Source organism: Roseivirga sp. BDSF3-8, from assembly GCF_041449215.1.
Taxonomy (GTDB): domain Bacteria; phylum Bacteroidota; class Bacteroidia; order Cytophagales; family Cyclobacteriaceae; genus JBGNFV01.
On the sequence record NZ_JBGNFV010000001.1, the window covers coordinates 5,209,946 to 5,225,622 of the forward strand.

5 protein-coding genes are annotated in these 15,677 nt (G+C 51.2%); all 5 read right to left on the bottom strand.

Features of this window, described 5'->3' with window-relative positions; translation table 11 throughout:
• Positions 1-10: 10 nt before the first annotated feature.
• Entirely contained in the window at positions 11-1,219 is a 1,209-nt protein-coding gene (locus AB9P05_RS21340) for a S8 family serine peptidase (RefSeq protein ID WP_371910865.1), read from the bottom strand.
• A gap of 1,615 nt (positions 1,220-2,834) precedes the next feature.
• A complete protein-coding gene (locus tag AB9P05_RS21345) occupies positions 2,835-4,622 on the bottom strand; it encodes a hypothetical protein (RefSeq protein WP_371910866.1) in 1,788 nt (595 codons plus the stop codon).
• 7 nt (positions 4,623-4,629) lie between these two features.
• Positions 4,630-8,802 (bottom strand): T9SS type A sorting domain-containing protein, encoded by a 4,173-nt coding sequence (locus AB9P05_RS21350; RefSeq protein WP_371910867.1) that lies wholly within the window; start codon positions 8,800-8,802, stop codon positions 4,630-4,632.
• 4 nt (positions 8,803-8,806) lie between these two features.
• Entirely contained in the window at positions 8,807-10,891 is a 2,085-nt protein-coding gene (locus AB9P05_RS21355; RefSeq protein ID WP_371910868.1) for a hypothetical protein, read from the bottom strand.
• 4 nt (positions 10,892-10,895) lie between these two features.
• A complete protein-coding gene (locus AB9P05_RS21360; protein WP_371910869.1) occupies positions 10,896-15,329 on the bottom strand; it encodes a hypothetical protein in 4,434 nt (1,477 codons plus the stop codon).
• Positions 15,330-15,677 lie beyond the last annotated feature (348 nt).

The following is a 15,677-nucleotide window of genomic DNA, read 5'->3' on the forward strand; positions in this document are numbered from 1 at the left end:
GCCTATAAGTTTATTGCCATACCACTTCGCGTACGAAGTCTTTACCGGCAATGGTGGTTCTGGTTATCTCAGCGGAAGGCCGTTTTATGGTTAACGAGCCCTCACTCGGCACATATAGCTCCTGCGAGCTCACTTTATACACATCGATTTTATGAAACAGGCGGATGGAGGGATTATCGGAGGCAATACCATTCATTGAATATTCTTCCTTAGCTAAAATCTCCTTCGCATTGTATATGATCCTCTGCCCATTCATAATGGCCAGAATTTTCCTGGCATCCGGTATACCATACCCCAGGTAATTATTGGGGAAAGGATATAAGTCTGATGACCTGACTAATATATCTTTTACCCTGGCAGGACTCAGGCCAGGATCTTTTTGCAGCATACAGGCAATCATACCTGTGATGACGGGGGCAGTGGTAGAGGTACCGCTAAAGCCGTAGCAGGCCACATCCGGTTTCACATATGGTGTAAAACCCGAACCTACAGCACTCATACCGGCTTTCAGGCCCTCTCTGTCAGCAGCCCCGACCGTAATTACATTCTCTGTATCTGCAGGAGCGGCAATGATCTGCCATTCTTCATCTTCTCCTTCATTTCCGGCGGCTACAACCAGGATTATCCCCTTTTCTGCGGCTTCGGAAGCCGTACGGGTTACCTTTGTGGTTTTACCGTCCATTTGCTCGGGCAGATAATTTTCGGCAGGGTCATCATACCCAGTAGAATAAGTAAGGGAGGAATTCACGACCCTCACTTCATTAGCCTGAAGCCATTCCAGGGCTTTTATCCAGTTTTGCTCTTCATCCCGGGATTCATGCTCCGGCTCGTCTGCAGAGGCAAGGTAATAGGTGGCTTCTGTAGCCGGGCCCATCATATTTCCGCCTTTGGCGTCACGCCCTCCGGTGAGGTGCCAGACTATAGAGCCATGAAAGTCTCCGATAGCCGAAGCCTCATTAAATATATCCCGGCTGTCATTAAGGAAATTCCTGGTCTCCCCCAGGTGATGACTGGTAATGACATGCTGCAGGCGTGCAGCAGTATCTGCGAAGGCAAATCCTCCGTCTATTATGCCCAGTTTAATGCCATCCCCGGTAAGGCCGGCTTTCTGAAAGGCCTCCAGATTTGTCTGTTTCAGGGCATAGGTATCTATAATACTGAAAATATCGAAACCAGGGTCTTGGGCACGACTTAGTCCAGAAAAGATTTTTTCTCTCAATACGTACCGGCTTCCCCTCCTGACTTTACCGTTATCATCATTCCTTCCACTTACTAAAAGGGGGGAAGTGAAGAGCAGGAAAAACAAAATAATAATATACCCTGATGCAGTACAGGATTTGTAATTAAACAAAACTGAGCGGAGTTGTGATTTTTAGCAGAAATTAAATGGGATTTGACAGAGCTTCGCCAGGGGAAACTCACACTTATCTTTAAAAGAATGATACCCTAGACATGCAAAATAGTACATCTGGCAAGCCAAAAATAAATCGGCTAATGCAAAGATACAAGGCAACTCATATTTTAATCTTATAAATATTACCGTATCGAATATTTTTTCCTCTATAAAAAGAACGAAAGTGTTATTAATCACGATTAAATTGTAAATATTTAATTTAATAATTTTTCCTACTAGTGACTAATTATTTTAAATACCCCACAAAAGATCGGGAAGCAGATGGGGCTCATCACTTACCAATCCTCTTGCGGGATATTGCATAGGCCGGAGAGATTGGCTACTCTGCTGGATGCATTCCGGGGAATGCATTGATACCAGGCTGGCACAAGGGAAACGCCTGCGCCAAGGGCAGCAAGCTTCGGGTCATTCTCAGAAAAGACGGTATAGTTCAGCGGAAAGACCTTGCTGCCTCAGCAGTTCTTCCCTAGCCCTATGGCCCCTCTATTTCATCAGGATCCAATTGCCGGTAGTATTATATATTTAATTATTTCACTAATATAAATGGGGAGTGTTACATAGCGCCATTGAAATTAACAGCACTACTCCGGATAGTATTTCTTAATAACCCCACTATCATTTTTTATTAAGTCTATAAATTCACACTATTGCAGGCTTTATTAGGCTCCAAAAATATATAAATAGCAACTGAATACTATATCATAAAACCTGCCGTCGATACACCGGAAACGGGTAATGCTTACCCTGCTGCTGAAAGCTATGACGATTATGACTTCAATGCGGCTGATTCAATGCATACACTAAACTTTCGGGAGTTTCCCGACTTTGAGCCGGACATCCGTTTTAAACTAGCCAAAGGGGCTAAGCTTACCGATATGCTAAGCCAGGCGGCGCTTTTAATATTCCTCGCATCATTAATAACCGATCATCCAAAATCAAAAGAATTAAACCTATTAGCAAAGCCAAACTTTAGCTTGTAGCGTAGTAATCTTTCTTCCAGGTGAAATTCCTTAGACTTCGAATAATTCATAGGATGCCCCAAATTCTTTGTTATCTGAAGTACCTCTTCATTTTGAAGCTTCAAAAGAATCATCTCTCTCATTGTACTTTCGAGAGGTTGTCATACCTTGACACACATTCAATCTCCTTTAGTATTTGCTCTACTTCTGCTTGTAAAAAGTCCTCCTTATTCCTTATTCAGGTGCAAATCTTATTGTGATTCCCTTCTCAGACGCAATTTGAATATATTCATATATCAAAGTATGATCGTAACTCCTGAGGGCACTGACCCAAAGCTGTCTGGTGCACAAGGCAAAGCCAGAAAACCAGTACAATCCTTTTCATTGGGTTGCCATTCAGGGTATATGCCGGGGAATGAGGTTATTTTCATGAGGCAAACAGGTTCTGACCTCCCCTATCATCAAAAGGAATAGGTATAGTTTAGGGTGGCGGTATATTCGGTAAAGCCTGGCATATCTATACTGGTGGCCTCCATACCGGTGTTCAGCTTCTGCAGGTATACGACGTTTAGCGAAAAGTTATGCTGGCTTTTGCCGCTGAGTAAGGAGTGTTTTTTATCCGTATCCGGAGTTTTTGAGGGAGGCTGGCTGCTTTCTTTTTTGCCGGGCGTATAGCTCCCTGTCAGCCGCAGACTTAGGATGTCGCCCGTAGGGTCTCCATTTAGCTGCTGCCAGTTATAAGAGGCATTCAGATTGGCCTGTAGCCGGTTTTCCAGCCAGCTTTTATTAGCCCCGGCCGCAGGCCCAAGCGTCAGGGTTTCCATATTGGCAGCCAGGCTACGGTAGCCATTCACTCCGGCATTTACTCCCATGCCGGACTCGAAGCTGAGGCGATAGCTCATGGTACCGCTCTGCAGCACCGTAGGCTCAAGGGCGGGTGCATCCGGCTCGTTGCTTTCTTCGGCAGCGTGCTGGTAGGTACCGGTAAACATCAGGCTCTGCTTCAGGGCCTCAGCGCCGAAGTTATGTGCCACGGTAGCCGTACCGGTCTGGCTCACCTGGTAGAAGTTAAGTGTGTCCAGGTTTTCCTGGTAGAAGGGGTCGAACTGCGGCGTTACGTTAGTGTAGGTAGTAAAATTGGAATAACTACCGTTAAACGACCAGGCCTCTAGGGGTACATAGTTCACATTGACCGAGCCTATGAGCCTGCGTGTCTGGCTGGTTTCGGTATCATCGAGGTTATTACGCTGCGAGCCGGTATTTACTGCCACCTGCAGTTTATTTTGCAGCAGGGGCACGGAGCCGCTTATGGTTACGTTTTCCAGGTCATTATTAAAATAGTAGGCGCCCAGTGTGCGGTAGCCGGGGTCTACCCGCTCGTAGTTCAGTTGCAGTGCCAGGGGGCCATTCCAGGCCAGGCTCGCCTTGTAAGCACTAAAATACTGGGTGGAGCTATTGGGGTTATGTAAAAAGGCCAGTTGGCTGGTAAGGTTGGTCGTGCCGGAAACCTCCTCTCCTTCCCTATCCTGCTCCAGCTTGTCACGGGTAAAGGCACTCATGGCATACTTTGCCTCCAGGCTAAAGCGACCGAAGAGTGTGCTACGCCCGCTGATGCTCATAGCCAGGTTCTCCTGTGGCAGTAGGCCGGAGTCTTCGGGGGTGTAGGACAGCGAACTGGTTTTATCCTCCGCATGAAAGAGATTCATATAGAGGGCATAATCTCCCTTATCATAGCCCCCCTTCAGCCCATAGCCCCAGCGTTCATAGGCTGGCACTACTGTTTCCATCATGGTTGTATCCGGGGCTACTGCATCCTGCAGGCGGCCGTACATGGCACTTATGCGCCAGTCGCCGGGCGTTAGCTCCACCCCACCGCCGAAAAAAACATGGCCGGAGAGGGTGTAAGGGGAAAATTGCATGCTGCTGTAGCCTACATGGGCCTTTACCCACTTGTAGGTGGGAGAAAAAGCAAAGCGGTTAAAGGGCTGCCGGAACGACTTGTCCTGGTCACTGTAGCTAAAGGTAAAGGGTATGGCCCAACCGTAAAGGGATACATTGAGGGTGCCACTGGTGTACCATGCAAAGGGGTCTCGCCGGTTATCCAGCCGGAGGGCAGTGTATCCTATACTGGTGGCTCGTATGGAACCGCTAAGTTGGACAGGGGCCTTATCCCCGAGGTTATCCAGGTTTTGCCCCAGTACCGGCACAGCTAAGGTGAGAAGTAGTAGAAGCAGGTGTCCTTTTTTCATTATTTCTTTATTGAATAATGACCTTGGTGTCGAATCGCTGATCCTGCGCTATAACGGTCAGTAAATAGGCGCCAGGAGTAGCCGGGTTGATCTCTATGGGGATATCGTATGCGTCTGAGCCATCTCCGCGCTTGCGGGCTACTTCTTCGCCATAGAGATTGTATACCAATAGGGTGACAGTGGATATTTCATTAAGCGCTATGCTTACGTTAAACTGGCCGTTATTAGGATTGGGGTAGGCAGAGGCTTCTTCTATGAGGCTCACTACCACAGGTGCCGCAGGTTCACTTACAGTAATCTCTTCAGGGGGCAGGCTGGTGAGTGTCTTGCGCAGGCTGTCCACGCAGCCAGCATACCAGGCCGTCATACCTATGGAGTAGTCTCCTGTTTGGTTAAAGATGATCCTGGGTCTGGCAGGATTATCATCTACCACCGTAATGCCCGTACCAAAGTCCCACTCTACACGAGCCGGAAGGGGGTAGCTCACTTCTATAAGTTCTACGGTATCCCCTAGGGCAGAGTATGTGGAGGCCACAAAGAGCGCCTCAAAATACTCTTCTGACACGGTCAGTTGCATAGCATCCGTAAGGGTACAGCCCTGTGCGGTGCTTACTGTTACGGAGTAGGTACCGCTTTGGGTGGCTAATGGGGTGGCTTCATTGCTGCTAAAGCCAGCGGGGCCGGTCCAGGCATATCCGGTAGCGCCTGGGTGGGTAGCGTCCAGCCTGAATTCCTGTCCGCGGCAGATGGTCACGTCTTCCCCGATATCGATGTTCTCAGGCTGGGCAATGAATACTGAGTCAATGGCCTTACAGCCTTTTGCATCGGTTACCTGCAGGGTGTACCAGCCGGTAGACAGCCTCTCCAGGCTGGCCGTATTGTCGGTATGTCCTTCCCACTCATACGTATAGGGGGCTGCTCCGCCGCTCAGGCTGGCTGAAATATGGCCGTCGTCACCATTATAGCAGGTGACATCCTGGGTATCGAAACTGATAAGGATAGGGGGATACAGGCTTTTGATGACTACCTGGGCAGCAATCGTACATCCGTTAGCGTCCGTAACGGCAAAGGTATAAGCCTGGGCCGTCAGGTTCTCCAACTGCGTAGTAGCCACGGCTTGTCCATCCAGCGTATAGGTGTAGGGGGCCACTCCACCTGATAGGGAAAATGTGGCCATACCGGTATTATCACCATAGCACATGACATCCGTTTGGGCCGTCAGATTCGCATGCAGGGCTTCGGGTTCCCTTAGGATGATGGTACTTTCCTGGTAGCACCTGTAGGCGTCCTGCACACCCACGGTATAAGTGCCGGCCGTGAGACCGGAAACTGTGGGAGAACTGCCCTGTTCCGTACCGTTCAGGTAATAGGTATAGGTTTCACCGGCCAGCGGTACCCCTCCGGTGGCAGCTATCTCGATCACGCCGTCGTCCCCTCCGGCACAGCTTACCTCATAGCCATTATGGGTAGGAGCTGATAAGCTTAGGCCCAGGGCCTGCCCGGGAGCGGTGAAGGAGATTGTCTCGGGGAACTCATAGTAGCAGCCTTCCGCATCGGTCACGGCCACCCTGAAATCTCCAAACCCAAAAGTGGAGCCGGGTAGCAACTCATGCCAGTTAGTACCGCCATCAGCCGAGTAGGTGTACTGGTAGCGGCCCCATCCGCCGGTAGCCACAGGGCTAAGGGTACCGTCGGTATCGCCAAAGCAGGCGGGTCTGTTTCTCACCACCTCTGTGATTACCAGCGGCCCGGGGTTTACCAGGGTTATCTCCCCGCTACGCTCAAAACATGCTAGCTCATCCGTAATCCATACGCGATACCTGGCGGGGAACCGTCCGGAAATGCTGTCGGTCGTCTCCCCTCCTATCGTAAACCAGCCTCCGCCGGTATTATATTCCCACCTGTACGACAGTGTACCCGTACCGCCTGCAGCATGGGCCTTTATGGCGCCATTGTCCTCATCGGTACAGGTAATATTATAGGCAGTCAGGCTTACTGTAATCTGGGGCGGTTGGGTGAGGGTAATGGTTCCGGGCAGGTCAAACTGGTCGTTACAGCGAGTGCCGGTATTACGTACCCAAGCTGCATAACTACCTGCAGGCAATCCTTCAAAGATTCCTGTGGTATTATTTGAGATAGCATTTGTGCCGGTATTCTTAATGTAGTATGTGAGATTACCGGTTCCTCCGCTACCGGACAGACTGATGCTGCCATCTCCACTCCCGAAGCAGGATAGATCAGTTTTACCCGTCACGGTAAGCGCCAGCGGCTCCGGATTTTTGATGACAAACGTGCTGTCGAAGCCCTCACAGGCGGGGCGCAATGCATCACGGACCTGTACGGTATAGGTATTGCCGGGCAGGGCATTTACCAGCCAGCTTGTTTCTGTCGTATTATTGCTTTGGCTTACCAGCAATGTCCCATTAAACAGGGCGTAGTTATAGCTTCCCGATCCAGCCGCTGCGGTTACGGATATCCAGCCGTTTGCCGGGTCGTAGCAATCGGGGGCTTCCGAATAAACGCTAGCTGTTACACGGGTAGGTTGGGTCAGGGTGGTGCTTACGGTAGTTTTTTCGCCACATTCATCCGTAAGGGTTATCAGGTAGGTACCTGCCGGCAGGCCGGAGAATGTTTTGGTGGCCGCATCAAACGTGCCCGCCTCCGGCATAATGCTATAGGTGAGCACTCCCGGCTTACCTCCTGATCCCGCCACGGTGATGGTGCCGTCTGATCCTCCGTGGCAGCTTATATTTTTGGTAGCGGCAAGGGTGACATCAGGATAGGGCCAGGCTGGTATGGTAAAGTCAGTTCTGGTATAACACTCGCCCTTTGTACCGCCTACATTGGTGAGGTAGACAATATAATCTCCCGGCCCGAGGCCGTTTATGGTTAGATTCCTGCCTTCAACGGTATGGCTTGTAGCTACTGCTCCCAGCAGGAACGGGCCTGTGGGGCCGGCTATGATCCGGGGCTTTTCAATACTAAATGTATCATGGGCTACATAACTAAGCAGACAGGCATCGTCGAAAGGGCTGGTGCAGGCTTCTGTCTGTATTATATATTTATATTCGTAAGTCGTACCATATATATTATTAAATGTAACCGAGCCAGTTCTGCCGTTAGGGCATGAGGCTACTGCCTGGTACGAATCGAATACCGGGGCGGGGGGGGAAACGGTGACCGAGCGGCTTCGGTATCCGGACTTATAGCTACCTGCTGTCGCCCTGGCTCTGAAGGTAACCCGGGTATTTTCAGAAAGGGTGTCAATGCCACTTAGTTGGCCAGGCGTGATATTCAGTTGCTTTGAGGTATTACCTGTAGAAATGACCCGCCACTTTTCCTTTACCACTTCTATAAAGGGGGGCTCATCGCAACAGGGACTTGTTGTGGGTACGGTAATGAATTTCTCAGTGCCGGGTATGTCTGAGCTAAACCTATAGCTTCCGGAGGGACCGCTTCCGGTCGAACCGCTTCCGGTCGAACCGCTCCCAGGATTATCAGGAGCGGATAGTGGTACCCCACCGCTGCAGGGTCCGCAGTATGCAGTGTTAGGCTCCAATACGGTTACGGTCTCATCCCCTACCCTGTATTCGTAATCAAACTTCAGGTTGGTGGCATTGGGGATAACCGGGTAATCAATAGTTAGTGTTTGCTCCTCTTCGGGACATAAAATACCGGTATTGGATATGGAAAGGGAGTTAGGGGAGGGAATTGTATAGTATAGATTAACCTTCACATAAAACTTTCCCCAGGTTATATATAGGGTATGGTTTACACCAGGTGTGTAATTTTCTAATAAATAGGTTCTGGTTGTTTCAGCCATGTCTCCTTTGCATGAGCCTGTGTAATCACAGCCCCCACCATTCGTACCTTCAAACCCTTTTAGGTTAAGGGCAAACTTCTCGGTAGCATAAAAGGAGGTACTAACATTATGATCCGTTACAGTTATGGGAGAATTTGACGTTTGTCTTATCATACAGGAAGCAGGCCAGGCGTTTATAGTCCCCCCATCTATCCCGTAATTAAAGTTTATCGTGTGTTCATAATCGCCCTCGGTTCCGCACGATTTACTTACATTTGAGTATACTTCTTTTACCCTAAGGGTAACCCGCATAGTCTGCCCCGAGACAAATAGCGGCCCCAGCACAAGCAGTATGGCTAATCCGATTAATTTTTTCATGTGGTTAGTAGTTAACCGTTTTAGGTTCGCTTAATTTCTTTTTGATGCCATTGGCCCCTACCCACTGCAGGCGGTAGGTATAGGTCTCGGTGGCATTTACAAGCTGGTCGGTATAGGTACTTTTATCCCCATTAAGGATGGTGTACTGGCGAAGGGGCCCATCTCCCAATTGCCGGTAGACAATGACCTGTTCAGGCTGCTCATCCCCGGCCTCCCAGGTTAGGGTAATCCCTCCTGCCCCGGGGTTTGCTGTAATGGTCGCCCAGGATAGCCCGGCCCCGCTGGTTTCTACAGGCAGGCGGGTAATCTCACGTGAGCTGGGCGGGCTGCTGAGTCCGGCATCATCGGCAGCGGTAAGCTCATACCGGTAGGCGACGCCGGTCTTTACCGCTTTATCGAGAAAGGTAGTTGCCTCGGGGGAGATGGTCCCGATCACCTCCTGACGGCCGCCGCTATGGCGCATGAGGTTATAGCCTGTTACGTCCAGGCTGCTACTGGGCACCCAGGTCAGAAGGAGGCCTTCATCTGTATTTTCCACGCGGGTAAGTACCGGTGCAGAAGGGGCTATCAGGTCAGGACGGTTCAGCTCCAGGGCCGGGCTGTAGGCAGATTTGTTATAGCGCTTGTCCATAGCCACCAGCTTGTAGTACACTTTCTCGGTCAGGGTGTTGATGTTAATAGAGTCTCTGAAGGAAGTGCCTGAAATGGGGTCACGGTGTATGGCGTAGAACTGCTCGGCCGCACTATTAGCGCGGAACAGGATGTAGCCTTCCAGATCGGCTTCCGTATTTGCCTGCCACTGCAGGGCTACCACCCCGTCTGTACTAACCGTTCCGGTGAGGCCGGCAGGTACCGCAGGGGGGGTGCTGTCTTCTGACTGTACCAGGTAGGGAAATGAACTGACTTCCTCACCGTTTTCTCCTACTGCGGTAATGGAATAGTAACTGACTGTGGCAGGATCTTTATGCCTGAAGGTGCGCTGCCCCGGCCTTACCTCCTGCAGCAGGGTAAAAGGGCCCTGTGCTGTGGGCGCCACGGCTATTTTAAACCCCCGCAGGGCAGGTTGCAGGTCTTCAGGGTACCTCCATTGTATCTCATTTCTCTTGTTATCATCCACGAGAACTTCAGTGATCACAGGCTGTCCTGCAGAAATGGCGGGCATGCCTTCCCCGGAAACTACCTCGCTGGCAGGGCCGGTTATGCCAAAGGGGCTTACACCGCGGATTCGGTACTGATAGGTTTTGCCGTTTTCCGGCAGGCTGTCAGTGTAGTAGAGGGTGCCGGGGCGCTCTTCATTATATGTACCTGTAAAAACCTCCTCGTTTACGGCCTCAAAGGTTTTGCCCTTATTGGCTGACCGTTCGATCTTATAGCCGGAGTAGAAGCGTTCCATAAACTGAACATCCCAGCTAAGTTTAGCCGTCAGGTCGCCAAAGTCTGCTTTTACCTGCTGCAATACGGGTAGCGTACTTAGCTGCATCGGGTCTGTACGTACGGCACCAGACCTCACGTGGTAGCCTTCCCGCTGCTTTGCCAGGCTTATGCGGTATACATATATCTCCCCGATTTTAATGCTCCGGTCCTCAAAGCGCAGGCCGAGGGCCCGCGACACCTCTGCATCCACATCGGCAGCCAACAAAGCAAAGGAGTAGCGCATCTGCTCCTGCTCTGACTGCATGAGCATACCCATGCCCCCGCCGGTGCTCTCCCGGACAGTCACCTCAACGTTATTCCCATGCAGGGCCTGCAGGGCTATGGCGGCCATCTTGTTCTCGGTGGTAGCCAGCCCTTCCCATTTGGCTTGGGGCCATGGTTTTATGGGCTCGGGCGTTAGTAGCTGCCGTTCCGGGCTCAGGGAGTCTACTATACCGTTTTTGGAAATAGTGAAACGCTCTATGACATAGCCATATTCATTGGCGGTCTTCCAGGCAATGGGCGCTGTGGGGGCCCAGCGCAATATGATCTGGTCAGTCTCATTACGGGCTATCACCCGTATGTGTGCATCATATGACACACTGTCTGCTTTCTGCTGTGCCTGACCATCATATACCAGGCAGAAAATAAAGCAGGCCAATATTCCGATTCTCATGTTATTATAAATCCAGCCCATAAATCCTATCGGTCGTAATGCGATCTTTACCAGGTAATACATAGCGCATGTGGAAGCTGTACCGCTCCGGGTAGAGGTTCACGTACGGGTTAAAGAGGAAAGCCCTTACGCTGGCAGGGGCGGCCTCCAGGTTATCCACATACTCATTCATATAGGCATTCACTGCCTCCTGCTGGTCGAAGAAGGTATAGATGCTCACATCATATGGCATGATGAGCAAGCCGTCCTGCCCGCGGTTTTCCAATGGGGCGTGGGCTGCTTCTTCTATCCCCTGGTAGTACAGGCCTATAGCGCCCAGGGGCATTACGCCACCGGTGGTTTCCGGATCCCGCCACTCCAGGGCATAGTCTGTTCTTTGGAAAGGCTTATAGAAGTCAGGGTAGGCAAAGGTGGTCCACCACCTGCTGTCCGTAGTAGCCTCCATCTGTATCAGCCCCTCCTGCCCTTTGGAGCCATACAGCTCTGCCCGGTCAGGCAGCTCCTGCATGTCCATACCCAGGGCAGAGCGGGTAAAGTTGAAGCCCTCTACCATGACGGTCCGGGTGTGGTGCCCGCCGGTAGCATCCAGCTTGGCAGCAAAGGTGCGGAAACGGCTGGTACGGAACTGGGTCTTGTACAGCCTCAGGTCTTCCGGTAGTGAGAGCGTTCCGCTCAGCTCATTATTACGTATTGTGAGTTCGCTGCCTCCTTCGGTCTCAATGGTTTCTTCTGTGGCATTCAGGTTAGCATCCAGGGCCTTGCTCAGCAGGGGCAGCTTGAGTATGTAGAGATCGTATACTGTTTCGGAAGCCAATGCAGCAGGTACCTCAAAGGTTAATTCCTGGTTTTCGGCCCGGTAGGTAAGCGGGACTTCTGTGGAGGTATTGGTCCCCTCATAGCGTGCCACAAACTTGTAGGCATTACCGCTTTCATCTTCTTTATTAAACAGATATGCCTGACCTATGTCCAGCTTTATGTAGGCTGCAGGGTACTCTTCTGCATAGAAATTACGCTGGTCTTTCACCGGGTAGCTATAGGCCACATTCTCCTCAGGAATGTTTTTGGGGGCATCGCCTGTAGCAAAAGAGGTCATTTCTTCTTCCGCCGTGCCGTCCTCGAGAGGTCTCCACACCCCATTCTGACGCTCTTCCCATACCACGCTTACCAGCACATCCAGTTTTTCATTGGGAGGAAGAATCTCCAGTGGTTTAAAGCCGGCCACATCCCTGGTTTCATTCCATCGTATCTCACCTGCCAGGGGGGTGTTGTTATGGGACACTTCAAAACGCTGCAGGCTGGCACGGAAGGTGCGGACATGCCCCTCATCATCTATCACCTGGTGGGTTTGGCCTATGCCAAGGTTAAAGCTGGCCTGGGGTACGGTGAATACGTCCAGCACGCCTTCAGCCTGCTTGGGGGTCACCGAGGCGATCACCTTAATCCCGGTGACCTCATTGGCCCCTACGATCTCACACTCTTCGCCAAATTCAGCTTTGAAGCGGCAGTTACCTTTAACCAGGCCTCCGAGTATGGAGAACTTCCCTCCCACTACCCCGCGCATGTAGGCCGGGTTCGGCAACTTGCCTTGCAGTACTGCTGCAGCACCTATGGTCAGTATCTGGAAGTCGCCGTTTACAAAGGCCGTTTTGACCCTGATACCTATGGCACCCTGCATGTAGGCGTACACCTGCCCACTGGCATACCAGCCATTGAGCCCTATCCGTCCGGTCCGGCCCTCGCAGTAGGCGCTGCCGTAGTCTTTGAGCATCATGTCAAATCCGGCACCGGCACTGAACTCTCCGTAAAAGGGGCCTAAACTTTTTCTTCCGGTACCTATCTGCATAGCCGAGCCAAATGCGAGGCCACGCCCAAGGCCCAGGGCATTTTCATCGCGCATCATATCCAGGTTCATGCCTCCCAGTATGCTGCTTACCTCAGGCGGAGGGGCGGGCATGCCGGGGATACTGGTTCCGACCATAAAGTATGATGATGTCCTGGCAAGGCCGAGTATCTGCACGCCAATACGGCGCTGCGGCTGCCCTACGTGTACATACCAGTCTTGGGGAGAAAAGTGTAGCACGGCACTACCTGCCAGGCCACGCTCATGTATGCCGCGAACTACCCCCTCCGGGAAGTTGATATAGGTATCGAGGTTGCCATGCAGCACCTTATTATTAAAATCATAAGATATGAGCAGGTTTGCATACATGGGTGCACTGCTGCTACGCTCATCCAGACCGGTAAGGAAAAAGGCATCTCCCTGCAGGGCCGCATACCTGACACCTCCATGGCGGTTAAAGGCCATCTCGAAAGCGGCATCCGCATTAAAGAGCCGGGGGTCACCCGTGAGCCCTATAGTGGTCATGGCCTTAAAGCCCATGCCTGTTTCAGCATCAGGTTTGTAAATGACTCCGGTAAGGCTTTTGCCTACCTTACCGGTCATGGCCTGGTCCACCCTCATGCCCTGTCCGGGCTCTTCCAGCGCCTCTGCATTTGGCAGCACGCGGCTCATGTGATAGTAGGCACCCCCTCCGAAGCCGTAAAAGCCGAGGCCTGTGCCTATGGGGGTAGAAAAGCGCGCATTGGCATCGGCGTACCAGTACCTGAGATCTTTTACATTACCAAACTGGGCGATGGCGCGCAGGTGCGGTCCAGGTTTAAAGGTGGCATCCACTTCGCCACGAAAACCATTTCCATACACTTCATCCTTTTCATAAAAACTAAGGGCACCTTTCATTGTAAAGGCACCGCCGTTTACATTAATTAAAATATCTGAAATGGTGGTCTTCTCATATTCCCATTTTTGACCAGGCTCAGCGGTGGCGGAGGCTACGGGGGTGTATTCTTCACCTTCAGAGACTTCCATGCCCGAGGTATCGGCTGTAACCGTTTGCGGAGTTATTTTACCAAACACCTCCACCGTCGTTTCCGCACCAAAGCCTTTGTCACTATCATTCATCAGATGCAGGCCTACATCTGCTCTTAGCCTTATCTTTGCGGAGTCATGCATAAAGGCCAGCCTGTTTACCGTGACAGGGAAGCCTCCAGCCTTATTATTTTCCCCTTCCAGCGACCAGATGGCGCGGTGTATGTAGGGGGCCTCCCCACTCAGGTGCATGTCCTGAAAGTGTAGTTTGGTAAGGGCTATCTTGTCTCCGGCATTTACTGAGGCCACGCCGTGCAGTATGGCTTCCGGCTTGAGCTTGCCTTTGTCTTCTTTTACAATGATCACAGAGTTATCGGCAAGCATAATGTCCGCCCCCAGGGCTTTCATTTCTACGGAATCGGTGACAGACACAAGGAAGAGGTACTCCGTTTTGCCCGACTGCCCTGTTTGCATAATGGCATCGTAGGTAAAATCAGTCTGGTCGAAGGCGGGAATACGCAGGTCTCCTCCAAAACCGGCTCCGTCTATCTGATCGCGGTTAAAGCTGATCCGTAGGCGATCAATGGAAAAGGGCCAGCCAGCCATGGCTTTCTTTCCCATGGGCAGGAAGTTTTCTGCAGCCACTGTACCGCTGAATCCGGCATCGTCTATCAGCATATTATACCCGGAGAGGGTGAGGTCGTTCTGGCGGTCACCGGCTAAGGCTCTGGGTAGCTTTACCTGCGCTTCTTCTATGTAAATGCCTTTCCATAGCTGGATGGGACCACCCATGGCAGGATCATAGCCAAAGGGAAATAGTACGGTAGGGTCGTGCTGTATATCGCTAAAGTCGGCTACCACATTGCGGGCACGGTATTCCACTCCGGGAAGCTTGGCATGCTGAAAGGGGGGTAAGTCTATCCGCGCCAGTATATTGCCAGGATCTGTGGTACGGAGGGCCAGGTCTGCCTGCAGGGTTTTTACCGGCTCCCCGGCCTTTTCTATAACAGGCTCCCTATCCTTTTCTATAACAGGCTGGATGACTTCCGGATCAAACTCGATATATCCGTCGATAGATAGCTCGAGGAAGCCTCCACAGCCGAAGGCCACGTAGTTCCCCATCCTGTTGGCGGGGAGTACGAGATCGCTTTTACCAAAAGGAATCTTTTCTTCAGAAATCAGGTGCATCTCCCAGCGATTTGCCTGGCTGGCTCCACCTGGCTGAAAGAGTATCTGTTTTGCGGCAAAGGCTACGCGGCGTTGTCCGGAGCCCAGCTCCAGGGATATGTAAGCATTGATTATGGCCCCCTGCGGGGTAAAGGTAGCCGAGTCTATCGCGATAATTATTGTTTTGCCACCCACGTCCTTTACTATACCTACAGGCAGTGAGGGCAGCAGGTCAGCCGTAAGTTCACTAGCCAGCTTATTTTCACGTAACACCTCTTCATGCAGGCTGTGTGCATAGGCCGTATCAGCAGGGTTAGCGGCTGGCTGGCTGGTAGTGTAAGCAAGGGCGGTGCCTGCGGGTAAGGCAAGCAGCACAATCAGTAGCCTGACTACTAGGTTTTTCATGTTTTAATAGGTCTGCAGGTACGCGTTGGTACGTTTGTTTATTTAGCCTGATATATACCGGGCAGGTCTGCCATCCGTTCTTTCACCTCGTATAGGTTGTGTGAAAAAACTAATGAGAGTCTGCTGCCTGTTTATTAAGAAATTCCCTTCAGGTAACCTTCCAAAACTTTCTTTTCATTCTCCAAATATTACACCCGGAGCATCAGGAGGTATTAGGGTAAAATGGATTTTTATAGCTGGATGGGAAGGGCTGTTTCATTCATTGAACCAATAGGTTGTTCAACAAAACCCTTTGATTATACCATTTTACACATCACTAATTTACTCTGCCAAAGCCATCGTAAAAAA

What these genes read in the sequence shown, in the direction of transcription:
- AB9P05_RS21345 (WP_371910866.1), bottom strand. Translation starts at nt 4,622, where the DNA reads ATGAAAAAAGGACACCTGCTTCTACTACTTCTCACCTTAGCTGTGCCG.
- AB9P05_RS21350 (WP_371910867.1), bottom strand. Translation starts at nt 8,802, where the DNA reads ATGAAAAAATTAATCGGATTAGCCATACTGCTTGTGCTGGGGCCGCTA.
- AB9P05_RS21355 (WP_371910868.1), bottom strand. Translation starts at nt 10,891, where the DNA reads ATGAGAATCGGAATATTGGCCTGCTTTATTTTCTGCCTGGTATATGAT.
- AB9P05_RS21360 (WP_371910869.1), bottom strand. Translation starts at nt 15,329, where the DNA reads ATGAAAAACCTAGTAGTCAGGCTACTGATTGTGCTGCTTGCCTTACCC.